This is a genomic window from Bordetella sp. MIP270_01_BMS (assembly GCF_054958705.1).
Map to the genome: position 1 here is coordinate 253,890 of NZ_CM143297.1, position 21,683 is coordinate 275,572.

Annotated in this window: 21 protein-coding genes; 14 read left to right on the forward strand and 7 right to left on the reverse strand. The window is 65.6% G+C overall.

The features are described from left to right. The first annotated feature begins 253 nt into the window (after positions 1 to 253). Complete coding sequence (locus tag ACV17W_RS01250; protein WP_462594653.1) at positions 254 to 463, forward strand: cold-shock protein; 210 nt, start codon at positions 254 to 256, stop codon at positions 461 to 463. A gap of 134 nt (positions 464 to 597) precedes the next feature. Here ACV17W_RS01250 and ACV17W_RS01255 read toward each other — a convergent pair whose 3' ends face one another. Further along, positions 598 to 1,506, reverse strand: a complete 909-nt coding sequence (locus ACV17W_RS01255) for a LysR substrate-binding domain-containing protein (protein WP_462594654.1) — start codon at positions 1,504 to 1,506, stop codon at positions 598 to 600. Between the two features lie 115 nt (positions 1,507 to 1,621). On the opposite strand from ACV17W_RS01255, the gene ACV17W_RS01260 reads away from it, so the two are divergent. From ACV17W_RS01260 to ACV17W_RS01270, 3 genes are read left to right on the forward strand one after another with little or no spacing between them, the layout of a single operon-like run. Then, complete coding sequence (locus ACV17W_RS01260) at positions 1,622 to 2,767, forward strand: CaiB/BaiF CoA transferase family protein (RefSeq protein WP_462594655.1); 1,146 nt, start codon at positions 1,622 to 1,624, stop codon at positions 2,765 to 2,767. A 31-nt stretch (positions 2,768 to 2,798) separates the two neighbouring features. Next, on the forward strand, positions 2,799 to 3,608 hold the full coding sequence (locus ACV17W_RS01265) for a citryl-CoA lyase (protein WP_462594656.1): 810 nt from the start codon (positions 2,799 to 2,801) through the stop codon (positions 3,606 to 3,608). A gap of 60 nt (positions 3,609 to 3,668) precedes the next feature. Continuing rightward, positions 3,669 to 4,673 (forward strand): Bug family tripartite tricarboxylate transporter substrate binding protein, encoded by a 1,005-nt coding sequence (locus tag ACV17W_RS01270; protein WP_462594657.1) that lies wholly within the window; start codon positions 3,669 to 3,671, stop codon positions 4,671 to 4,673. Between the two features lie 149 nt (positions 4,674 to 4,822). Here the strand turns inward: ACV17W_RS01270 and ACV17W_RS01275 are convergent, their stop codons facing one another. The 4 genes from ACV17W_RS01275 to ACV17W_RS01290 all read right to left on the reverse strand — a co-directional run bounded on the left by ACV17W_RS01275 (position 4,823) and on the right by ACV17W_RS01290 (position 9,645). Then, the gene (locus ACV17W_RS01275; RefSeq protein ID WP_462594658.1) at positions 4,823 to 5,566 is read right to left on the reverse strand and encodes an amino acid ABC transporter ATP-binding protein; all 744 of its coding nucleotides are present in this window, start codon (positions 5,564 to 5,566) and stop codon (positions 4,823 to 4,825) included. Then, positions 5,563 to 6,243, reverse strand: coding sequence for an amino acid ABC transporter permease (locus tag ACV17W_RS01280; protein WP_462594659.1), 681 nt, complete (start codon positions 6,241 to 6,243; stop codon positions 5,563 to 5,565). Before ACV17W_RS01280 ends, ACV17W_RS01275 begins: the two co-directional genes overlap by 4 nt. A gap of 57 nt (positions 6,244 to 6,300) precedes the next feature. Further along, on the reverse strand, positions 6,301 to 7,083 hold the full coding sequence (locus ACV17W_RS01285) for an amino acid ABC transporter substrate-binding protein (RefSeq protein WP_462594660.1): 783 nt from the start codon (positions 7,081 to 7,083) through the stop codon (positions 6,301 to 6,303). Positions 7,084 to 7,314: 231 nt separating this feature from the next. Continuing rightward, a complete protein-coding gene (locus tag ACV17W_RS01290) occupies positions 7,315 to 9,645 on the reverse strand; it encodes a heavy metal translocating P-type ATPase (protein ID WP_462594661.1) in 2,331 nt (776 codons plus the stop codon). A 107-nt stretch (positions 9,646 to 9,752) separates the two neighbouring features. On the opposite strand from ACV17W_RS01290, the gene cadR reads away from it, so the two are divergent. Next, on the forward strand, positions 9,753 to 10,187 hold the full coding sequence (gene cadR, locus ACV17W_RS01295; protein ID WP_462594662.1) for a Cd(II)/Pb(II)-responsive transcriptional regulator: 435 nt from the start codon (positions 9,753 to 9,755) through the stop codon (positions 10,185 to 10,187). A gap of 105 nt (positions 10,188 to 10,292) precedes the next feature. Beyond that, positions 10,293 to 10,871 carry a nitroreductase family protein gene (locus ACV17W_RS01300; protein WP_462594663.1) on the forward strand — a complete coding sequence of 193 codons (579 nt, stop codon included), beginning with the start codon at positions 10,293 to 10,295 and terminating at the stop codon, positions 10,869 to 10,871. A gap of 71 nt (positions 10,872 to 10,942) precedes the next feature. On the opposite strand, the gene argH is transcribed toward ACV17W_RS01300, so the two are convergent. Then, the gene (gene argH / locus ACV17W_RS01305; RefSeq protein ID WP_462594664.1) at positions 10,943 to 12,358 is read right to left on the reverse strand and encodes an argininosuccinate lyase; all 1,416 of its coding nucleotides are present in this window, start codon (positions 12,356 to 12,358) and stop codon (positions 10,943 to 10,945) included. 110 nt (positions 12,359 to 12,468) lie between these two features. Between argH and ACV17W_RS01310 the strand changes: the two genes are divergently transcribed. The 3 genes from ACV17W_RS01310 to ACV17W_RS01320 are packed head-to-tail and all read left to right on the forward strand — an operon-like array spanning position 12,469 to position 15,862. Continuing rightward, positions 12,469 to 13,809, forward strand: a complete 1,341-nt coding sequence (locus tag ACV17W_RS01310; protein ID WP_462596421.1) for a mechanosensitive ion channel family protein — start codon at positions 12,469 to 12,471, stop codon at positions 13,807 to 13,809. A 37-nt stretch (positions 13,810 to 13,846) separates the two neighbouring features. Then, the gene (locus ACV17W_RS01315) at positions 13,847 to 15,481 is read left to right on the forward strand and encodes an NAD+ synthase (RefSeq protein WP_462594665.1); all 1,635 of its coding nucleotides are present in this window, start codon (positions 13,847 to 13,849) and stop codon (positions 15,479 to 15,481) included. A gap of 42 nt (positions 15,482 to 15,523) precedes the next feature. Then, positions 15,524 to 15,862 (forward strand): P-II family nitrogen regulator, encoded by a 339-nt coding sequence (locus ACV17W_RS01320; protein ID WP_026639714.1) that lies wholly within the window; start codon positions 15,524 to 15,526, stop codon positions 15,860 to 15,862. A gap of 11 nt (positions 15,863 to 15,873) precedes the next feature. Here the strand turns inward: ACV17W_RS01320 and ACV17W_RS01325 are convergent, their stop codons facing one another. Further along, positions 15,874 to 16,611 carry a Crp/Fnr family transcriptional regulator gene (locus ACV17W_RS01325; RefSeq protein ID WP_462596422.1) on the reverse strand — a complete coding sequence of 246 codons (738 nt, stop codon included), beginning with the start codon at positions 16,609 to 16,611 and terminating at the stop codon, positions 15,874 to 15,876. Between the two features lie 111 nt (positions 16,612 to 16,722). On the opposite strand from ACV17W_RS01325, the gene ACV17W_RS01330 reads away from it, so the two are divergent. The 5 genes from ACV17W_RS01330 to ACV17W_RS01350 are packed head-to-tail and all read left to right on the forward strand — an operon-like array spanning position 16,723 to position 21,669. Beyond that, positions 16,723 to 17,694 (forward strand): tripartite tricarboxylate transporter substrate binding protein, encoded by a 972-nt coding sequence (locus ACV17W_RS01330; RefSeq protein WP_462594666.1) that lies wholly within the window; start codon positions 16,723 to 16,725, stop codon positions 17,692 to 17,694. A gap of 3 nt (positions 17,695 to 17,697) precedes the next feature. Beyond that, the gene (locus tag ACV17W_RS01335) at positions 17,698 to 18,552 is read left to right on the forward strand and encodes a polysaccharide deacetylase family protein (protein WP_462594667.1); all 855 of its coding nucleotides are present in this window, start codon (positions 17,698 to 17,700) and stop codon (positions 18,550 to 18,552) included. A 20-nt stretch (positions 18,553 to 18,572) separates the two neighbouring features. Next, the gene (locus ACV17W_RS01340) at positions 18,573 to 19,388 is read left to right on the forward strand and encodes an alpha/beta fold hydrolase (protein ID WP_462594668.1); all 816 of its coding nucleotides are present in this window, start codon (positions 18,573 to 18,575) and stop codon (positions 19,386 to 19,388) included. Next, complete coding sequence (locus tag ACV17W_RS01345) at positions 19,385 to 20,866, forward strand: amidase (protein ID WP_462594669.1); 1,482 nt, start codon at positions 19,385 to 19,387, stop codon at positions 20,864 to 20,866. Before ACV17W_RS01340 ends, ACV17W_RS01345 begins: the two co-directional genes overlap by 4 nt. Further along, positions 20,863 to 21,669, forward strand: a complete 807-nt coding sequence (locus ACV17W_RS01350; RefSeq protein ID WP_462594670.1) for an SDR family NAD(P)-dependent oxidoreductase — start codon at positions 20,863 to 20,865, stop codon at positions 21,667 to 21,669. The genes ACV17W_RS01345 and ACV17W_RS01350 overlap by 4 nt, the downstream gene beginning before the upstream one ends. The last annotated feature ends 14 nt before the right edge of the window (positions 21,670 to 21,683 follow it).

Genomic DNA, 21,683 nt, shown 5'->3' on the forward strand with positions numbered 1-21,683 from the left:
GGGTGGGGCACAACATGCCACCCAGGTGGGGCGACCAGGCGCCCAGGCGGGTGGCGCAAGGGCGCCGGGCAGGGCAGATGATACCCCGTGGCTCGCCTCGCCTGCCCGCAACTGGTAATGCGTCGCAGCGCGCGATGCGCCCCTGGGTTGGCGCGCCGATATGTGTCAATTAGAAACATGCATATCTTTAATCCGCCCAGCCCCCCATAGTGTCGGAGGGGATGTTTCCCCTGATTAAATTTTAGGATCTACATTGAAGACAGAAACCGGTATCGTGAAGTGGTTCAACAACGACAAGGGCTTCGGCTTTATCATGCCCGAGCTCGGCGGTAAGGACCTTTTCGCGCACTACAGCGAAATTCAAGGCAGCGGACACAAAACGCTCGAAGAAAACCAACGAGTGTCGTTCGTTGCAGGTCAGGGCGCCAAAGGCCCCTGCGCAACCCAGATTCAGGTGATCTGAATCCGCGCCGTCTCATAGCGACGGCTGCAACCTGGCAAGACGGGCCGGCTCCGCTGAAACAGTGGGCCGGCCTTTTGATTTTGTCCGGCGCTCGCCGGCCCCTGGCGCGCGGCCGGCGGATCTGCCATTCGCGATCAGGCCCGTGCAGGTGCTGCACCCATCCCGCTACCCATGGCATGTTTGCGCAACAGGCCCGCGAATGCGCGGCCAGCCCGGCTCTGCGGTAATGCGGGGTTGAACAACAGGCCGGGCGTACGCATGGGCGTCGGGCTCTCCATCGGGATCAGGCGCAGGGCTGAATCGGGCGCAACGGCGCTGCGCGCGGCGATCGCCGCAATGGGCAGGCGCGCCACCATGCCCAGCATGGCGGCAATGGTGTTGGTTTCGGCAACCACGCTGGGCTCGGCGCCCGCCGCGGCAAAACACTCATCAAGCAGGCGGCGGGTGGAGAAACTGGCTGGCAACAGCACCATCGGTTCGCGGTGCAGCTCGATCATGCGCAGGCGTTTGCGCGAGGCCAATGGGTGCGAGGCCGACACCACCAGCAAAAGCTCTTCATTGAACAGCGGCTCGAAGCGCAGGCTGCTGTTCGACTCCGGCCTATACGCCACCCCCAGATCCAGTTGGCCTGTTTCCAGCCGTGCCGCGATGGTGTCCGCCGCCAGCTCGTCGATGATGACCTGCACCGTGGGATGGTGCTGCAGGAATCGGGCGACGCAATCGGGTATGAAACTCTGGTTGAACGTATGGGTGGTTCCCATGCGAAGTTCGCCGGTCATCGAGGCGCTGCTTTGCTTCAGTTCGCTCAGACCCTGGTCGATCTCGCGCAGCGCGCGCGTGGCGTAGTCTAGAAAGGTCTCGCCCGCCGCGGTAATGACCACCCGCTTGCCCACGCGGTCGAACAGCGGCTGCCCGATTTCGTCTTCGAGCTGCCGGATCTGGTGCGACAGCGTGGACTGCGTGACGTGCACGCGTTCGGCGGCACGCGTGAAGTTCAAGGAGCCCGCCAGAGCGATGAAATATCGCAGGTGTCGCAATTCCATGGTAACGCCATATTGATCGATGGCATCAATGATATGTGAAGAAATTAATCATTTCCATCATTTGTCAGCACTCGCTAGTCTTGCGGCAACACAGAATCATGCTGCGGGAGCCCATATGGGAAAAGTATTGGAAGGCATCCAGGTCATCGAGCAGGGCACATTCATCACCGGCCCCGCTGCCGGCATGATGCTGGCGGACCTGGGGGCCGATGTCATCAAGGTTGAACAGCCGCGCACGGGTGATCCGTTCCGGGCTTTCAAGGGCGGGCTTTATAGCCCGCACTACCAGACCTACAACCGCAACAAGCGCAGCATTGAACTGGATGCCCGCGACCCCGACGACGCGCAGGTATTCGACGCCCTGATTCGGCGCGCCGATGTCTATATTCAGAACTTCCGGCCGGGCACCGCCGAACGGCTGGGGGCCGGCGAGGCCCGGTTGAGGCAATTGAATCCACGGCTGGTCTATTGCGCGATCAGCGGCTTCGGGCAAACCGGGCCCGCGGCGGCCAGGCCCGCCTACGACACGGTTGCGCAGGCGGCCAGTGGCTTCCTGAATTTATTGGTCAATCCGGCCAACCCGCGCGTAGTGGGTCCGGCGATCGCGGATGCGTTGACGGGGTTCTACGCGGCCTACGGCATTCTCGGCGCGCTGGTGGAACGGGCGCGCACCGGCGTGGGCCGGCGCGTCGACGTGTCGATGCTCGAGGCCATGTGCCACTTCAACCTGGATGCGTTCACCCACCTCTTTTCGGAAGGCGAGGTCATGGGGCCATACAGCCGTCCGAGCGTTTCGCAGTCGTACACCTTGCGCTGCGCCGATGGCAAATGGGTGGCATTGCACATGTCATCGCCCGAAAAATTCTGGCGCGGCCTGGCCCAGGCCATCGACATGCCGGACATTTTCGATGACGCGCGGTTCGCGACGCGCGAAGGCCGCATAGCCCACCAGGACCAGCTCATCGAGCTGCTGGGCGGCATCTTCGCCAGCCGCGACAGGAAAGAATGGTGCGCGCGCCTGCAGGCGCAGGACGTGCCGCATGCGCCGATGTACGACACCAGCGAAGCCCTGCAGGACCCGCAGGCGCGTCACCTGAAGATCGAAATCGAAGGCATGCATCCCACCCGTGGTCCGTGGAAGACGGTGCGCTCGCCCGTATCCTTCGATGGCGAACTTCCAACGCAGGTGCAGCCGCCGCCCGAACTGGGCGAGCACAACGATGAAATACGGGCTGAATTGCGCGCCAGCCAGGCGCTGTGAGTCCGCAGCAACTTCTCGAAGGAAACGAACCATGAAAATCGGCAAGGAAACCGTGCCTCGCACCGCGATCTGCACGTCTGACGAACACACGATCGTGGTACGCGGCGCGGACTTGTGCCAGGACCTCATCGGCAAGATGCCATTCGGCGATTATTTCTACCTGCTGGTGACGGGACGCCGCCCCGATGCCCCGGCCAGCGCGGTGCTGAATGCGACCCTGGTGGCCATCGCCGAGCATGGGCTGGTGCCCAGCGTGCAAGCCAGCCGCATGACGCTGGCGGCGGCGCCGGATGCGCTGCAGGGCGCGGTGGCGGCAGGCATTCTCGGCTGCGGTTCGGTGATCCTGGGCGCGTCGGAAACGGCCGGCCGGCTGTTCCATGAGATCGAGTCGCGGGCCGGGCCGGGCGGCGATGTCGTCGGCGCCGCGCGGGCCGTCGTGGGGGAATACCGCGCCGTGCGCCGCGCCATCCCGGGTTACGGGCACCCCTTGCACAAGGCCCGGGATCCGCGAGTGGCGCGCTTGTTCGAGGTGGCGCGCGAGAGCGGGGCTGGTATGCAGTACGTGGCGATCGCCGAGGCGGTAGAGCAGGTGATTCCCGACGTCGTGGGCAAGGATCTGCGACTGAACGTGTCTGCCGCCATCCCCGCCGTGTTGCTGGGCATCGGTTTCCCCTTGCCAGCCCTGAAGGGGGTGCCGATACTTGCGCGCGCCGCCGGATTGATCGCCCACCTGACGGAAGAGCAGGAGATGCCGATTGGGTTTGCGCTGTCGTACCAGGCGACGCGCGAAGTGCAATACCAAGGTGAGGTACCCCCAGGGTTCGGGAAAGCGCGTCCATAGCGCTGCCGGCCCACGCGCCCGGAAGGGCGCGCATTCAATATCAATACAGGAGAGACAACCATGAAACGCCTTACCCCCTTGTTCCACCACTCGCGGCTGCGCCGCAGCCTGCTGGGCGCCATGCTGGCTGCGGCCGCGAGCCTGGCCGGCATGCCCGCCCAGGCTTCCACCTACCCCGACCGCTCGGTACGCATGGTGGTGCCCTTCGGGCCCGGGACGACGACGGACACCATCGCGCGCGTCATCGCCGAGGCGCTGGGCAAGGCACTGGGGCAGCAGGTCGTGGTGGAAAACAAGGCGGGCGGCGGCGGCACCATCGGCACGTCGCAGGTCGCACGCGCCGCGCCCGACGGCTATACGCTGGTAATGGGAACGGTGGGCACACACGCCATCAACCAGGCGCTGTACAAGAACCCGGGCTACGATCCGGTGAAGGATTTCGCACCCGTGGCCTTCGTCGGACAGACGCCGACATTCCTGGTCACCGGCACCGGTTCGGGCATCCAGTCGCTGAAGGAATTGGCTGCGGCCGCCGGCAAGTCGCCGGGCGTGGCGTTCGCTTCAGCCGGCAGCGGCACGTCGGGTCACCTGGCCGGCGAGCTGCTCAAGGCCCGGCTGGGCGGGGAAATGCTGCATGTCCCCTACAAGGAAGGCGGGCTGGCCGTTTCGGACGTCATGTCGGGCCAGGTGCAATTCATGTTCTATCACCCCGCAGCCGTATTGCCGCACATCCAGGCCGGCAAGCTGCGTGCCCTGGGTGTGTCCAGCGCGGCGCGCAGCAAGGCGGCGCCCGATGTGCCCAGCATCGCCGAGCAGACGGGCAGCGATTTCGACCTGGTGGCCTGGTTCATGTTGTATGCGCCTGCGGCGACGCCCGAGCCCGTGCTCGCCACGTTGCGCAAGGCGGCGCAGCAGGCCCTGAGCGACCCAGAGGTGCTCAAACGTCTGAGCAGCCAGGGCGTGGAGCAGGGCGGTGAATCAACACGCGATCTGGCGAGCTTCCAGCAAGCCGAGATGGCCAAGTGGTCCGACCTGGTGCGCCGATCCGGCGCGAAGGTGAACTAGGCCGCGCTGTACGCGGCGTGGCGGGACGCCACGCCCATCCGGATGGGCGGTGCGGCCGCCGCCATGCCCCCCGGTTCACGAATCAATGCACGCCCTCGGCCTCGGGCAGCGCGTTGCCCTGGCTCGGCTACTTGGGTGTCGTGAACAAGCTATTGCGACAGCGTCGAAATGAACGCCGCGGTGCGTGCGTCGCGGGGCCGGCCGAACAGCTGGGCCGACGGGCCCGATTCGACGACTCGCCCGTCCTGCAGGAATACCGCATTGCGCGAGATGGCGGCAGCCAGGCGCAGGTCGTGTGTCGCCATCAGCATGGTCATGCCTTCGCTGGCCAGTTGCTTGAGCACATCCACGACCTCGGCCGCCAGCCCCGGATCGAGCGCCGAGGTGGGCTCGTCGCACAGCAGCACGCGCGGCGACGGGGCGAGTGCGCGCGCAATGGCCACCCGCTGCTGCTGCCCTCCGGACAGATTGAGCGGCCAGGCGTCGGCTTTTGCCTGCATGCCGACTTTGCCCAGCAATTCCAGCGCGCGCTCGCGGGCCCGCGCACGCGGCCATTTCTGCACGGTGACCAGGCCTTCCATGACGTTGTCGATCACGGTCTGGTGAGGAAACAGCTGGAAGTTCTGGAACACCATGCCGGTCTGCTTGCGCACGCGCTGCACGGCGTCGCGCGCGGGCTTGCGGCGGGCCTCGAAATGCAGGGTCTCGCTGCCCAGCTGCAAGGTGCCGCCGTCGGGCACTTCCAACAGGTTCACGCAGCGCAGCAGGGTGCTCTTGCCGCTGCCCGAAGGCCCGATCAGCGCGGTCACCGAGCCTTCAGGGATGACGACATCGACCTTGTCCAGAACATGATGGCCGCCGAAGAATTTGTCGATCTGCGTGAGCGCGATCATCGGTTGCCCTCGGAAAAGACCGCATGCTGGCCGAAACGGCGCTCAAGCCGCACTTGCGCGGCGGACAGCACCGAGCAGAACACCAGGTAGATCAAGGCGGCCTCGGTATACAGGATAAGCGGCTCGTAGGTCACGGCGGCGATGCGCTGGGCGGCCTGGAAGATTTCCGGCACGGTCAGTACGGCGGCCAACGAGGTGTCCTTCACGAGCGATATGAATGAGTTGGCCAGGGGCGGGACTGCGACGCGTGCAGCCTGGGGCAGGACCGTGCGCCGCATGGCCTGGCCACGGGTCATGCTGAGCGAATAGGCGGCTTCCCATTGGCCCTTGGAAATCGACTCGATGGCCCCGCGGATGACTTCAGAGTTGTATGCCCCCACGTTCAGGGTGAATCCGATCAGGGCGGCGGGCAGGGGGTCCAGCACAATGCCCGCGCTGGGCAGGCCGTAGAAGATGACGAACAGCTGCACCAGCAGCGGCGTGCCACGTATGAGCCATACATAGAAGCGCACCACGGCCACCAGCGGTGCCGGTCCGAAGAGGCGGATGATCGCCACCACGAAAGCCAGCACCAGGCCCGCGGCGAATGACAACAAGGCCAAAGGTACGGTGAACACCAGCCCTGCGTGCAGCAGAGGCCAGAACGAATCGATCATCAACTGCAGCCAGGCGGGCACGATGGCGGAGCTTCCTTGGTGTCGAGGGGGGCACGGCGCGCAATGCGCCGTACAGGTTTACTGCGTGGACAGGTCGGTGCCGAAGTACTTCACCGAAATCGTCTTGTACGTGCCATCCGACTTGATGTCGGCAAGCGCCTTGTTGATGGCGCTCTGCAGTTCGGGGTTGCCCTTGCGGATGAGCACGCCCGATTCGCTGAATTCAGCGCTCTTGTCGCTGTCCACCACCTTGACCTTCGCGGCGGGCTTGTGCTTCTTGAAATCCAGGAACGACAGGTTGTCGTTGATGGTGGCGTCGACACGGCCCGAAGTCAGCAGGTCGATGCTTTCATTGAATCCCTGTACCGCCACGACCTGGGCGCCGTACTTCTGCGCGAGCTTGCCGAAGTTGCTGGTCAGCGTGTTGGCCGAGCGCTTGCCCTTCAGGTCGTCGAAGCTCTTGATGGCAGTGTTGTCGTCGCGGACGATCAGTACGGCCTGCGATGCGATGTAGGGGTCGGAAAAATCGTATTTGGCCTTGCGGGCGTCGGTAATGCCCACCTGGTTGATGACCGCGTCATAGCGTTTGACGTCCAGGCCCGCAATCAGGCCGTCCCACTTGCCTTCCACGAATTCGGCCTTGACCCCCAGCTTGTCGGCAATCGCGCGCCCGATCTCGACGTCGAAGCCGGTCAGGGCGCCCGATGCGTCGTGGTAGGTGAAGGGGGCGTAAGTGCCTTCGGTGCCGATCTTGAAGACGCCGGCTGACTTGATGGCGGCGAGATCGTCCTGAGCGTGGGCGCCGACGGCTACGGTAAGAGGCAGCAGTCCGGCCAGCAGAATCGAGCGTAAGGGTTTCATGTCATGCTCCAGTGGGTGTCGACACGCAAGCAAAAGCGGCCTTGTGAGCCGCCCGCCGCAGGAATAGGGCACTGTAACAAGCCGCCTATTTTTCCACAAAGCATGAGCGATCTTAAGATTATTTCTTTTGGTAATGAGGCGCACCGAAGCCCGGGCAGAGTGCGCGAACCGGCGCTTGCTTCGGAGGGACGGCGTCTGTGCTCCCGGCGCCGCTGAACGTCATGGCCCGCATCAGCGGGCGCGAAGCAGGCGCAGCCCGTTGGCCACCACCAGCAGGCTGGCGCCCACATCGGCGAAGACCGCCATCCACAGCGTGGCGTGTCCCGTGGCCGCCAACACCAGAAAGACAGCCTTGATGCCCAGCGCCAGGGCGATGTTCTGCACCAGAATGCGATGGGTGGCGCGCGAAAGCCGGACGAACTGCCCGATCTTGCGCAGGTCGTCATCCATGAGCGCCACGTCGGCCGTTTCGATGGCGGCCCCCGTGCCGGCCGCGCCCATGGCGAAACCGATGTCGGCACGCGCCAGCGCCGGGGCGTCGTTGATGCCATCGCCCACCATGCCGACTTTGCCGCCGCTGCCGAGTTTGGCCTGCACGGCCCGCAGTTTGTCATCAGGCAGCAGATCGCCATGGGCTTCGTCGATGCCGGCCTGCTGCGCCACCGCGCGGGCGGCGCGTTCGTTATCGCCGGTGAGCATCATGGTGCGAACACCGAGTTCGTGCAGATCGGATACGGCCGAGGCGCTGCCCGGCTTGAGAGTGTCGGCCACCGCGGCCACCGCCAGCGCACCCTGGCCGTCGCACAGCGCAATGGCCGTCTGCCCGCGGGCTTCATAAGCCTGCATGCGAGCCTGCAGGTCGGGCGTGGCCACGCCCAGTTCGCGCATCAGCCGCAGGTTGCCCAGGTGCAGCGTGGCTTCACCGATGCGGCCACGCACGCCCCGGCCGGGCAGGGCAACGAAGTCCTGTACGTCCAGCAGATCGGAGGCGGCCGCCATGCCGGGCGCCTGCGCGACCGCGCGCGACACCGGGTGATCGGAACGGCCTGCCAGGCTGGCCGCCAGCAACGCGGCGGACGGACCCGGCCGCTCGGACAGTTGCTGGAAGTCGGTGCAGACCGGCTTGCCATGCGTTAACGTTCCGGTTTTGTCCAAGGCCAGCCAGTGCAGCTTGCGTCCTTCTTCCAGGTAAACCCCACCCTTGATCAGAATGCCGCGGCGCGCGGCCGCGGTCAGTCCGCTGACGATGCTCACAGGCGTGGAGATGACCAGCGCGCAAGGACACGCGATGATCAGCAGCGCCAAGGCGCGGTACAGCGCATCCAGCCAGGGCTGGCTCCACAGCAGCGGCGGCGCCACGGCCACCAGCACGGCCAGAACGACCACCACGGGGGTATAGATGCGCGAGAAGCGGTCGATGAAGCGCTGCGTCGGCGCTCGCGCGCCCTGAGCTTGCTCCACCGCGCGAATGATGCGCGCCAGGGTCGTATCGCCCGCCGCAGCCGTCACGCGATAGTCGAAGGCTCCGTGCGCGTTCACCGTGCCCGCGTAAACCAGGTCGCCCACGGTTTTGTCGACGGGCAGGCTCTCGCCCGTAATGGCGGACTGGTCAACGGAGGAGCTGCCTTCGGCGATGGTGCCGTCGGCTGCAATGCGTTCGCCTGGGCGCACTCGCACCCGGTCCCCATGACGCAATCGCGACACCGGCACTTCCATCCACGTGCCGTCGGCCTGGCGCACACTGGCCACCTGCGGCGCCAGGTCGAGCAAGTTGCGCACGGCGTTGCGTGCGCGGTCCAGCGAACGTGCCTCGATCAGTTCCGCCACATTGAACAGGAACATGACCATGGCTGCCTCGGGCCACTGACCGATCAGCAGCGCGCCAGTGACGGCGATGCTCATCAGGGCATTGATGTTCAGGTTGCCATTGCGCACGGCAATCCAGCCCTTGCGGTAGGTACCCATCCCGCACGCCAGGATGGAAGCGATGGCAAGCACGGCGGGCACGCTTGCCGGCCAGGCTGCGAAGTGGGCGGCTTCCGACAGGGCGGCCAGCACGCCGGCCGCGGCCAGCAGGTATCGCGCGCGGCGCGGCGCGGCGGCGGGCGCAGGCAGGTTCGCGTCTTCGCGTTCGGCCAATACTTCCGGCGTCATGTCCAGCGATCGGATGGCGCGCACCACCGACTCGAGCGCGCCGTCGGCATGCACCACTGTCAGTACGCGCTGCATCAGGTTGAAATGCGTGTCGCCTACGCCCGTCAGGCTGGCCAGCTTCTTGCGGATGAGCGCTTCTTCGGTAGGGCAATCCATTTGGCCGATGCGGATGCGAGACCGTTGCTGCCCGGGGCCAGCCTGCAGATCCGGAGCGCCGCCTGGCAATTCGCCGCCACCATGCGCATGGCCGCAGTCGGGCCCGTGCGCATGGTCGTGGTTGTGGTCGTGGTGACCATCATCGTGCGCAAGCTCGTGATGGCTGTGGCAAGGGTCGTGACCCTCGCGGACAGCGGCGGCGCCGTGCTCGCGGGCACAGCACGTAGCGGTCTTGGAGGCGAATGTCGGCATGGGGCGAGTTCCGGGAAGGCCGAATGACCCCACGATTGCACACCCTGGAGTTACTATAGGGTCAAGGCGCCCGGATTTCCCGGTGCGCAGGTTTACTGGAGGGAGCCATGAAAATCGGCGAACTCGCCAAAGCGGCCGGCACCAGCGTCGAAACCGTGCGTTATTACGAGAAAGAGGGCCTTCTGCCCGAGCCGGGGCGCGGCCTGAACAATTACCGTAGCTACGGAGCCCAGCATCTCGAGCGGCTGAGGCTGGTGCGCAATTGCCGCGCCCTGGACATGACGCACGAAGAGATCCGGGCCATATTGCAGCTGGCCGACCATCATGGGGCGGGCTGCGGGCCTATCAATGAGCTGTTCGACGAACATATCGCCCACGTCGACGCGCGCATTGCCGAACTTACCCAGTTGAAAACCCAATTGGCCGATTTGCGGCGGCGTTGCCTGTCCGCACGTCCGGACGCCGACGACTGCGGCATTTTGCATGGCCTGTCGGAAATGCAGGTAGAGGAGCGTCCCGAGCGCCACACCCATCTGAGTTGAACTCCGACGACCTTGCGCCGCGCCCGGGATTGCGACCGGCCGCGGGCATGCCCGCATATAATGAGAATGTTTCTCGACTAGAGATTGCCAAACCACCTCGCTGCCATGACTGTATCTCCTTTGCATGCCCTGACTTCCCGCCGTTCCGTCAAATTCCTGCGAGCGCCCGCGCCCAAGCAGGAAGAGCTGGACCAGATCCTGCAGGCCGGCATGAGCGCGCCCGATCACGGCAGATTGAGGCCCTGGCGTTTCGTACTGATTCGCGGCGAAGCCATTGGACGGCTGGCCGACATGGCGCTGGGCGCCGTCAAGCGCAGCGGCGATCAGCGCATGACGCCGGAAAAAGAAAAATCTGTGCGGCAATGGATGAGCGAAGTGCCCTTGTTCGTGGGGCTGGCGCAGAAAATCGACCACGACAACCCCAAAGTGCCTGAGCAAGAGCAATTGCTCGCCACCGGCGCCTCGGTGATGAACATTTTGAATGCGGTACACATGCTCGGCTACGGCGCCTTCTGGAGCACCGGCATGGGCACCTACCTGGACGAAGTGCAGGAGGCCCTGGGTCTTGATGCGCTGGACTATCGCTTTCTGGGCTTTCTGGCGATAGGCACGCCGGCTTGCGCCGTGCCGCCGGCCGAGCGGCCGGATTATCGCCAATTCGTCACCGAGTGGACGGGCGAGTAATAACGAATAGCAAGAAAGAGGCCGGCAGCCCCGGCGCCTGCCGGCGACGGGGCTGCACGGTCTGGCCGAGGTCAGGCGGTTTCGCGCAGCACCCGTTCGGCTTCTTCACGCACCCGATCTGGCGCGGTGCCGCCGATATGCTTGCGCGCCGCCACCGAACCCTCGAGCGTCAGCACGCTGTGCACGTCGTCGCCGATGGTGGGGTGGTAGGCCTTGAGGTCGGCCAACGGCAGGTCGGCAAGGTCGCAACCGCGCTGCTCGCAGTCGCGCACGGCGTGCGCCACGACCTCGTGCGCGTCGCGGAAGGGTACGCCCTGCTTGACCAGGTAGTCGGCCAGGTCGGTGGCGGTGGCATAGCCTTGCAATGCGGCCGCGCGCATGTTTTCCGCCTTGACCTTGATGCCGCCGGCCATGTCGGCAAAGATGGTCAGCGTGTCGCGCACGGTATCCACCGTGTCGAACAGCCCCTCTTTGTCTTCCTGGTTGTCTTTGTTGTAGGCCAGCGGCTGGCCTTTCATCAGGGTCAGCAGGGCGATCAGGTGGCCGTTCACGCGTCCGGTCTTGCCCCGCGCCAGTTCAGGCACGTCGGGGTTCTTTTTCTGCGGCATGATGGAGCTGCCCGTGCAGAATCGGTCGGCCAGGTCGATGAAGCCCACGCGAGGGCTGATCCAGAGCACCAGCTCTTCGGACAGGCGCGACACGTGAGTCATGATCAGCGCCGCCGCGGCGCAGAACTCGATGGCGAAGTCGCGGTCGGACACGGCGTCGAGCGAATTTCGGCATACGCCGTCAAAGCCCAGCGTCCTGGCCACGCGCTCGCGGTCAATGGGGAAGGTGGTGCCCGCCAGCGCAGCCGCGCCCAGCGGCAGGCGGTTGACGCGCTTGCGGCAGTCGGCCAGGCGCTCGGCGTCGCGGCCGAACATTTCGGCGTAAGCCAGCAAGTGGTGGCCGAAGGTGACCGGCTGCGCCACCTGCAGGTGCGTGAAGCCGGGCATGATGGTGCCGGCGTTTTCGAGCGCCACGGTGGCCAGCGCATGGCGCAACTTGCGCAGCAGCTGGATGAGGTTGTCGATTTCGTCGCGCAGCCACAGGCGGATGTCGGTGGCCACCTGGTCGTTGCGCGAGCGCCCCGTGTGCAGGCGCTTGCCGGCGTCGCCCACCAGCTCGACCAGGCGCTTCTCGATGTTCAGGTGCACGTCTTCGAGATCGAGCAGCCACTGGAAGGTGCCGGCATCGATCTCGGACAGGATCTGGGTCATTCCACGCTGGATATCGGCCAGGTCCTGGGACGGGATGATGCCTTGCGCGGCCAGCATCTCGGCGTGAGCCAGCGAACCCTGGATGTCGTGGCGCGCGAGGCGCTGGTCGAAGTCCACGGACGCGGTGTAGCGTTTGACGAGATCGGATACCGGTTCGGAGAAGCGGGCGGACCAGGCTTGCGCCTTGTTGGCAAACTGGTTTTGATCGGGAGAGGGCGTTTTTTCCATGATGGAAGGATTATAGGGCCAGGCGCCGGGGCCGACGGCCGTCGTGGCGGCCGGCCGCCGCGACTTGTTGGATAATCCATGCAGGTAAACTTGGGAGCCCGCTTGTGGCATTGCAATGGGAACGGCTGGTGGTCCGGTTGGGGGAATACGTGCCTACCCAGCCCTGGGCACAGACACTGGTGGGTATTGGCGCGCTGGTCCTGACCGCGCTGGTCGCGCAATGGGTCGGGGCCCGTATCGTGCTGGCGTGCGCGCATCGGTTGCTGGTGCTCACCGGCCGGGAAGATTGGGACAAGGCGCTGCGCAAGCGGCGCGCGTACCAGAACTTCTGGTATGCCGTTCCGTTTGCGGTGGTTTCGCTGGGCATAGGCCTGGTGCCGCATGCCGACCGGGCGGCGGCGGTGGTGGGGCGGCTGGCGCACGCCGGGGCCTGGATCTGCCTATTCATGGCGGCGAGCGGCGTGCTGAGCGCCTGGCAGGATACTTATTCGGCCACCACGCGGGCGCAGACCCGTTCCATCAAGGGCTATATCCAGATCGGCAAGCTGATGCTGGTCGCCATCTGCACCGTGCTGGTGCTGTCCATACTGCTCGACCGCTCGCCGCTATGGATGATCTCCGGTCTGGGCGCGCTTTCTGCCGTGCTGCTGCTGGTGTTCAAGGACACGCTGCTGTCGCTGGTGGCCAGCACCCAGCTCACGTCCAACGATATGCTGCGCATCGGCGACTGGATAGAGATGCCGCAATCGAATGCCGATGGTTTCGTGCGCGATATCGCCCTGCATACCGTGAAAGTGCAGAATTGGGACAACACCGTCACCACGGTGCCCACGTACAAGCTGTTCTCGGAAAGCTATCGCAATTACCGGCACATGTTCGAATCGGGAGGCCGGCGCATCAAGCGCACCTTGCGGGTCGATGCCACCAGCGTGCGCTTTCTGAGGGACGACGAAGCCGCGCGCCTGATGCGTTTCCGGCTGCTGCACGACTACCTGGCCGCCAAGCAGACCGACCTGCAGCAGACCAACAGCGCGCTGGAGGCCGAACTGGCGCAACTGCCGGCCAACCGGCGCCGGTTGACCAATATCGGTACGTTCCGCGCCTATGCCCTGGCCTATCTGAAGCGCCACCCCGAGATACGCCAGGACATGTCAATGATGGTGCGCATGATGGAACCCCAGTCCGATGGCATACCCATCGAGGTCTATTGTTTTACCGCGCTCACGGCCTGGGTCGAGTACGAGCGTATCCAGGGCGACGTGTTCGACCACCTGCTCGCGATTCTTCCGGAACTGGGCCTGCGCCTGTACCAGCAGCCTTCCGGCGCCGATATCGGCGCGGTAGGCGAGGGCCTGGGCCAGGCGCTCAGGCGCGACATGGCTCGCGAGCGCGCCCTGGACCACTCGGGCGCCGCGCTGCAGGACGCCGATACGCGCGCGGACATGCGATAATTTTTCTTCTATATCCAACCAGTCTGGAACGTCTTCCATGAGCGCTGCCCGGGTTGCAATTGCGCAAATCAATGCCCACGTAGGCGATATCAAGGGCAACATGGCCCGCGTGCTGAAAGCCGCGCAGGCGGCCCATGCCCAGCAGGCCGACGTGCTGGTCACGCCAGAGCTCGTGCTGACCGGCTATCCGCCCGAAGACCTGCTGCTGCGGCCGCACTTCGTCGAGACGCAGGAAGCCGCGCTCGACCAGCTGCGTCAGGACACCGCCGGCATGGCGGGGCTGCATCTGCTGGTGGGCCATGTGCTGGCGCGCGATGGCCGGCTCTACAACGCCGCCACCGTCCTGTGCGAAGGGCGCACCGTGGGCGTCTACTGCAAGCGCGAACTGCCCAATTATTCGGTCTTTGACGAGCAGCGCTATTTCTCCCCGGCCCACGACCCGCTGGTTTTCGAGGTCAAGGGGGTGCGTTTTGGCGTGAACATCTGCGAAGACATCTGGTTCGAGCCCGCGCCGCGCGCGGCGGCGCAGGCGGGCGCCCAGGTGCTGCTGGTGCCCAACGCGTCGCCCTACAATACCGGCAAGCAGGATGAACGGCTGACCGTGGCCCGCCGCTGCGCGCAGGACACGGGCTGCGCGGTCATCTACGCGAACATGGTGGGCGGGCAAGACGAACTGGTATTCGACGGCGCTTCCTTTGCTCTCGACGCGCAGGGCCAGCCGGCCGCGCGCCTGCCCGATTATTCCGAAGGCGTGAACGTGGTCGAGGCGGGCGCCGACGGATCGGTGCGTCCCGTGTCGCGTCATGCCGACGTTGCGCCTTACTGCCTGGAAGAGCAGGTCTGGAACGCGCTGGTGCTGGGCGTGCGCGATTACCTGGGCAAGAACGGCTTTCCAGGGGCCATCATCGGCCTGTCGGGCGGCATCGACTCGGCCGTGGTGCTGGCAGTGGCCGTCGATGCGCTGGGCGCCGAGAACGTCCGTACCGTCATGATGCCTTCGCGCTATACGGCAGATATCTCGCAGACCGACGCCACCGACATGGCCCAGCGCCTGGGCGTGCGCCACGACGATATCGCCATTGGCTCGGCCGTCGATGCCTTCGAGGCCATGCTGGCGCCGCAATTCGCCGGCCTGCCGGTCGATGCCACGGAAGAGAATATCCAGGCGCGCGTGCGCGGCACCCTGCTGATGGCGTTGTCGAACAAGACCGGGCTGCTGGTGCTCACCACCGGCAACAAGTCCGAACTCACCACCGGGTACTGCACCCTGTATGGTGACATGGCGGGCGGCTACGCCGTCATCAAAGACGTGCCCAAGACGCTCGTGTACCGGCTTGCCGAATGGCGCAACCGCGAACATGAGGTCATCCCGCGCCGCATCATCACGCGGCCGCCCTCGGCCGAACTGCGCCCCGACCAGACCGACCAGGACAGCCTGCCGCCGTACGACATTCTCGACGGCATCATGGAACGCTATATGGAGCGCAATGAATCGGCCGCCGAAATCGTGGCTGCCGGATTCCCCGCCGAAGCGGTCGAGCAGGTCGTGCGCCTTATCCGCATCAACGAATACAAGCGACGCCAGGCGCCGCCGGGGCCGCGGATCACGCCGCGCGCCTTCGGACGGGATTGGCGCTATCCTGTCACCAACGGATTCCGAGAAACCCTCTGATCCGCGCTTGCGCCTTTCGATACTTCCCAGGACCACAACAACGTGAAACAAGTCACTGCCATCATCAAACCGTTCAAGCTCGACGAAGTGCGCGAGGCGCTGGCCGAAGTGGGGGTCAGCGGCCTGACGGTTACCGAAGTCAAGGGGTTCGGGCGCCAGAAGGGGCACACCGAACTCTACCGCGGCGCCGAATACGTGGTCGATTTCCTGCCCAAGATCCGGGTCGAGGTGGTGCTTGCCGACGACATGGTCGAGCCCGCCATCGAGGCCGTGATCAAGGCCGCGCGCACCGGCAAGATCGGCGACGGCAAGATTTTCGTCACCCCCGTTGAGCAGGCCATACGTATCCGCACCGGTGAAACCGGCGAACAGGCCCTGTAGCCCGCCCGGGGCTAGGCCCGGGCCGGCGGCTGTTCCTGCCAGCGGCGTTTCAGCCCTTCCACGTCGCGTACCCAGATTTCTCCATACCCAAGTCCGATCAGCCCCCAGCTTGCCAGTTGCTTGAGCTCGCGGTTCACCGCCGGGCGCGACACGCCGAGCAGGCTGGCCAGCGCGTCCTGCGTCTGGGCCACCGCGATGCCCTTGTCGGTTGCGGTGAGTCCGGCCGACAGGGCGACCAGCAGCCGTGGCAGGCGCTGGGGCAGGCTGCGCAGCGCCAGTTCATCGATGATGGCATGTGCCGTGCGTATGCGGCGGCAGAGCAGCGTGACGAAATGGCCATATAGCTCGGGTGAATCGGCCAGCACGCCGAGAAAGGCCGCCCGGGGCAGCAGCAGGATGTCCGTTTCCTGGTAGGCCCGGCTGTCGCGCAGCATGCCGCCGCCGTCGAGTACCGCCGCCACCCCCCACAAACCGTCGAACTCCAGCATCGACAGCGCGAACTCGTGGCCGTCGTCGGAATAGGAACTGGTGTGTATGGCGCCCTTCACGATGAGCACGACGCCAGGCGCGGGCGTGCCCCGTGCTGCCAGGAGCTCGCCATGCGCCAGGCGCCGCCATTGCGCGATGTTGGCAAAAGCGGCGAGCACGGCGGGCGCCATCTGGCCGAAGCAAGCGTTGGCCCGCAACAGCTCCAGGGCGGCTGATTGTCCGCAAGGCGTGGGATCTGGCGTGGCGCGTGCCGGGCTCATTTCGCAGTCGGGCGGAGTCTCGAGTTTGCAGATTGTAATGTAGGTCATATTCGCCGAACGAGCCGCTTCCTAGAATCCGGCCACATACCATCTCTACACGCGAGGTCATACATGAGTATTAGGCGCATCCTGGCAACCCTGCTGGCGGCATCGGCCCTGGGGGCGGCAATGCCCACGATGGCAGACGCTTTCCCCGACCGCGCGCTGCGCGTCGTGGTTCCCTATCCGGCCGGCGGCACGACCGACGTGCTGATCCGCATGCTGCAAAAGCCGGTTGCCGAAGCCGCCGGCCAATCGGTGATCGTCGACAACCGGCCGGGCGGTGCTTCCGTCATCGGAACTTCCCATGTCGCGCAGGCTGCCCCTGACGGCTACACCGTGCTGGGTGGAGATCTATCCATCCTGGTGAATCCGTCTTTGCTGAAAGAAATTCCTTATGACACGACGCGTGATTTCCGCGGAGTGACAATGCTGGCCCGGGCACCCCTGGTGCTGCTCGTGCATCCGTCGGTGCCGGCCAACACGCTGGAAGAGCTGATCGCCCTGGCGAAGGAAAAGCCCGGCACCTTGAATTTCGCGTCGGGCGGCTATGGCACCTCGACGCACATGGCGGGCGAAATGTTCCGCCGTGCAGCCGACGTCGATATCGTGCACGTGCCATACCAGGGCGTCGCGCCCGCCATGGCGGCATTGCTGGGCGGGCAGGTCCAGATCTATTTTGGCGGCACCACCACGGGGCTGCCGCACATCCAGTCTGGCCGCCTGCGCGCATTGGCAGTCACCGGGGATACGGCAAGCCCCTTGCTGCCTGAAGTGCCGACCTTCGTCTCGCGGGGCGTGAACGGCGTCAATGCGGATACCTACTGGGGCATCTACGCACCGGCCAAGACGCCCGATGCAGTCATCGAGAAGCTGAATGCCTACTACACCGGCGCCTTGAAGGACCCGACCGTGCAGCAGCGCACCAAGGATCTCGGTTTGAGCCTGATCGGCAATGACGCCGCCGCGCACACCGCCCAGATGCGCCAGATGATCGAAGATTGGGGCAAGTTCGTCAAAGAAGCCGATATCCGACTGGAGTAAGCCATGGTCGCCAAGCAAGCCCACGTGTGCCTGACCTTTGATTTCGATGCGATTTCTGTTTGGCTGGCGCGCGGCATGGATAGCCCCACGCCGGTCTCGCGCGGCGAATTCGGCGCGGTTGCCGCCGATCGGGTGCTCGCCTTGCTGGACCGGCTGGGCTTGCCTTCGACCTGGTTCATCCCGGGCCACACGCTGGCCAGCTATCCCGATCATTGCCGGCGCATACACGAGGCCGGGCATGAAATCGGCAATCATGGCTGGACGCATGTGGCCCCGAACCTCATGTCGCGCGAGGACGAACTGAAAGGCCTGGTGCGCGCCAACGAAGCCATCAGGGATCTCACAGGCAAGCCCGCACGCGGCTACCGGTCGCCCTCGTGGGATCTGAGCCCCAACACCTTGGGCCTGCTGCTCGAGCAGGGCTTCGATTACGACAGCAGCATGATGGGTCACGACTACCTGCCGTACCCCGTGCGGCAAGGCGATTCCTTCCCGCTGGATGAGCCTGCCCGGTTCGGAACGCCCACGAACCTGATCGAAGTGCCCATCAGCTGGTCGCTCGACGACTACCCGCACTTCGAGTTCGTGCGCGCCGGCCAGTCTGTGATTCCCGGTCTGATGAATGCCAATGGCGTCATGGAAAACTGGGTCGAAGACTTCCTGTATCTGAAAGAGAACTTCGACTGGGGCGTCATTACCTACACCTTTCATCCATTCGTCATCGGTCGCGGCCACCGCATGCGCATGCTCGAACGCCTGCTGCGACGGCTGATCGATGAAGGCGCGACGTTCCTGAGGATGGCGGAAGTGGTGGACGCCTACCGGCAAAGGCAGGCCGGCGCCGCCGCCCAGCCCTGAGCAAACATAGAAGGACACACATGCAGCACTACTACGAGCGCGACGGACTGCGCCTGAGCTACTACCTGGACGATTTCACCGACCCGTGGAGCACGGCGCCGACTCTGCTGCTGCTGCACGGGGCCATGGCCAACGCGCAGCGATTTTATTCTTGGGTGCCGGGACTCAGCCGCCACTACAGAGTGGTGCGCGCCGACCTGCGTGGCCACGGCCTTTCCGAAGTGCCCGCTCCCGATCAGCCGCTCGATCTGCAGGTGCTGACCGACGACATTTCGGCGTTGCTGGACCACCTGGGCTGCGATCGCGTGCACATCGCCGGCAATTCTGCGGGGGGGTACGTAGGCCAGCACCTGGCAATGCAGCAGCCCGATCGCGTCGAAACCCTGGCACTGTTCGGTTCGGCTCCCGGCCTGCGCAACAGCCAGGCCTCGGGGTGGATTGAACGGGTTGCCAAGCAGGGTCTGCGGCAGTTCCTGGCTGACACGATCGACGACCGGTTCCCGCCCGAGTACGTAGGCACCCCGCGCTGCGAGCAGTTCCTGGATGCGCTGTCGAACCACGACATGGCTTATATCGGCCGTTTCGTGGGCTACATGGCGCAACAGGAATGGGGCGATCAGTTGCACCGCATCCAGTGTCCGACCCTGGTGGTCATTCCCGGCGCCGGGCGCATCGGCGGCATGGACGCCTACCAGCCCATGCGCGACAACCTGAAGCGGGCGGAAATCCTCGTGTACGAGGGTGAACGGCACAGCATCTGCGAATACCTTCCCGATCGCTGCGTCGCCGACCTGCGCAGCTTCCTGGCGCGCCACGGCGGACCTGCCTGGCCTTGAGCCGCACTTCCTGGACTGCCGATATGGATATCGAAGAGTACTTGCGGCACGACGGCCTTTCGCTGGCCGCGCTGCTGCGCGCGGGAGCCACCAGCCCGCAGACATTGATGCAATGCGCCATCCAGCTCGCCCGTCAGCGGGCCGAGCCGCTGAACGCGATTTGCTACGCGGATTACGATGCCGCGTTGCAGCGCGCCGCAGAAGCCGAGCCGGCGGGCTTGTTCGGTGCGCTGCCGTTCCTGCTGAAGGATTCGGGCCTCGCGTGTGACAGACTGGCATCCAGCATCGGGATGGGACTGTTCAAGGACATCAGGTTCTCCAGCAACGCCACGCTGGTCCGGCGTTTCGATGCCGCCGGGCTGCTGCCCTTCGCCCGCACGACGGTGCCCGCGCTGTGCATGGCTCCCACAACCGAAGCCGTGGTCAATGGCGGCCCCACCCGCAACCCCTGGTCGCCGGACCGTTCGGCCGGCGGGTCCAGCGGGGGGGCGGCGGCAGCCGTTGCCACGGGCGTGGTGCCGCTTGCGCACGGCAGTGACGGCGGCGGCTCGATACGCATCCCGGCATCCTGCTGCGGCGTATACGGCTTGAAACCGAGCCGGGGCCTGGTGCCACTGGGCCCGGCACGTGGCGAGGCCTGGGGCGGGATGGCGGGGGATGGCGTGTTGAGCCGCAGCGTGCGCGACACCGCCGCGGCGCTGGACGCCATTGCCGGCGCGGAGCCGGGCGCGCCGTACGCAGCTCCCGTGGCGCCGCCGGGCGGCTACCTTGCCGGGCTGGACCGGCCATTCGAGCGCCCGTTGCGAATTGCCGTATGGCGCGACGCGTGGGACGACATCGAAGTCGACCCCGCCTGCCTCGCCGCCGTCGATCACGCCAGCCGTCTGTGCCGCGAGCTGGGTCACACCACGGAAACCATCGCGGCGCCGGCTCTGGATTACCGCGCATTCGTGCGGGCTCACATCGGCATACTCAGCACCCATATCGCGCTTGCGGTGGATGCGCGGCTGGCTGCCCTGCAGCGTGGGCTGAATCCCGACGACATGGAGCCCGCGATTGCTGATGGCTACCGAATGGCCCGCCAGTTCAGTGCAACGGACTACGCCGCCATGATCCAGACACTGCATGCCGTGGGACGTGCCATGGCGGCGGCCATGGAAGGCTACGATCTGATCCTGTCGCCCACGCTGACCCGGCCACCGGCGGCATTGGGTGAACTCAGCATGGCTGGCGACTTTACGTCGTTCCGCACCCACGTCGCGCGTTATACGACCTTCCTGGCCGTCATCAACGCCTCGGGCCAGCCAGCAGCCAGCCTGCCCTTGTACATGTCGGCCGAAGGGCTGCCGATCGGAGTCCAGCTGATCGGCGCCCTCGGGCGCGACGACCTGGTGCTGCGCCTGTCGGCCGCACTGGAACGGGCCGACCCGTGGGCGGGCCGCTCGCCCTCCGGGGCTGACGGCAGGACGAAGGCATGACGCGCCCCCAAGATGCGGCAGTGAGCCGCGCCCGGAACTCCGCGACGGGCCGCCTGGCGGGACGCGTGGCCTTGATCAGCGGAGCGGCCGGAGGCATAGGCAGCGCGGCGGCCCGGCGTTTCTCGGACGAGGGTGCGCAGGTTGCGTTGTTCGATCGTCGCGCGGATACGCTCGAGCAGCTGGCGCGGCAGATCGTCGCGGCCGGTGGGAAGGCGATTGCAGTATCCGGGGACGTCACGGACGAGGACAGCGTGCGAGACGCGGTGAATGCCACCGTGGCGGCATTCGGCAAACTGGACCTGCTGTTCAACTGCGCGGGGGGCTCTCAGGCTGGCGATGCCGCGGTGGATAAGGTCGATCTCGCGCTGTGGGACCGCACGCTGCAGCTCGATCTGAACGGCACCATGCTGTGCTGCCGGCACGCAGTGCCCGCGATCGTGCGTGCAGGAGGCGGGACAGTCGTGAACATGTCTTCGGGCGCCGGCCTGCGGGGCAGCTTCGCGGGACATGCCTATACGGCGGCGAAGGGCGCCGTGATTTCGCTGACGCGCGCCCTGGCCGCGGAATACGCTCCGGCCGGTGTGCGGGTGAACGCCATCTGCGCGGGCCGTATACGCTCCGAACGCATCCTGCTCAACCAGGACGCCGGGCGTCCCACATCGCTGGAACTGGCGGCGCGCTATCCGAATCGCGAAGGCGACCCCATAGACATCGCCAACATTGCGTTGTTTCTCAGCAGCGATGAATCGCGGATGATCACCGGTGAAGCCATTGCGGCCAATGGCGGCTACGCCGCATTCTGAGCCTCGGCGCACGA

Excerpts from the sequence above, each read along its gene's own strand:
- ACV17W_RS01255 (WP_462594654.1), bottom strand. The coding sequence starts at position 1,506 with ATGGAATTGCGACACCTGCGATATTTCATCGCTCTGGCGGGCTCCTTG.
- ACV17W_RS01260 (WP_462594655.1), top strand. The coding sequence starts at position 1,622 with ATGGGAAAAGTATTGGAAGGCATCCAGGTCATCGAGCAGGGCACATTC.
- ACV17W_RS01265 (WP_462594656.1), top strand. The coding sequence starts at position 2,799 with ATGAAAATCGGCAAGGAAACCGTGCCTCGCACCGCGATCTGCACGTCT.
- ACV17W_RS01270 (WP_462594657.1), top strand. The coding sequence starts at position 3,669 with ATGAAACGCCTTACCCCCTTGTTCCACCACTCGCGGCTGCGCCGCAGC.
- ACV17W_RS01275 (WP_462594658.1), bottom strand. The coding sequence starts at position 5,566 with ATGATCGCGCTCACGCAGATCGACAAATTCTTCGGCGGCCATCATGTT.
- ACV17W_RS01285 (WP_462594660.1), bottom strand. The coding sequence starts at position 7,083 with ATGAAACCCTTACGCTCGATTCTGCTGGCCGGACTGCTGCCTCTTACC.
- ACV17W_RS01290 (WP_462594661.1), bottom strand. The coding sequence starts at position 9,645 with ATGCCGACATTCGCCTCCAAGACCGCTACGTGCTGTGCCCGCGAGCAC.
- cadR (WP_462594662.1), top strand. The coding sequence starts at position 9,753 with ATGAAAATCGGCGAACTCGCCAAAGCGGCCGGCACCAGCGTCGAAACC.
- ACV17W_RS01300 (WP_462594663.1), top strand. The coding sequence starts at position 10,293 with ATGACTGTATCTCCTTTGCATGCCCTGACTTCCCGCCGTTCCGTCAAA.
- argH (WP_462594664.1), bottom strand. The coding sequence starts at position 12,358 with ATGGAAAAAACGCCCTCTCCCGATCAAAACCAGTTTGCCAACAAGGCG.
- ACV17W_RS01315 (WP_462594665.1), top strand. The coding sequence starts at position 13,847 with ATGAGCGCTGCCCGGGTTGCAATTGCGCAAATCAATGCCCACGTAGGC.
- ACV17W_RS01325 (WP_462596422.1), bottom strand. The coding sequence starts at position 16,611 with ATGAGCCCGGCACGCGCCACGCCAGATCCCACGCCTTGCGGACAATCA.
- ACV17W_RS01330 (WP_462594666.1), top strand. The coding sequence starts at position 16,723 with ATGAGTATTAGGCGCATCCTGGCAACCCTGCTGGCGGCATCGGCCCTG.
- ACV17W_RS01335 (WP_462594667.1), top strand. The coding sequence starts at position 17,698 with ATGGTCGCCAAGCAAGCCCACGTGTGCCTGACCTTTGATTTCGATGCG.
- ACV17W_RS01340 (WP_462594668.1), top strand. The coding sequence starts at position 18,573 with ATGCAGCACTACTACGAGCGCGACGGACTGCGCCTGAGCTACTACCTG.
- ACV17W_RS01350 (WP_462594670.1), top strand. The coding sequence starts at position 20,863 with ATGACGCGCCCCCAAGATGCGGCAGTGAGCCGCGCCCGGAACTCCGCG.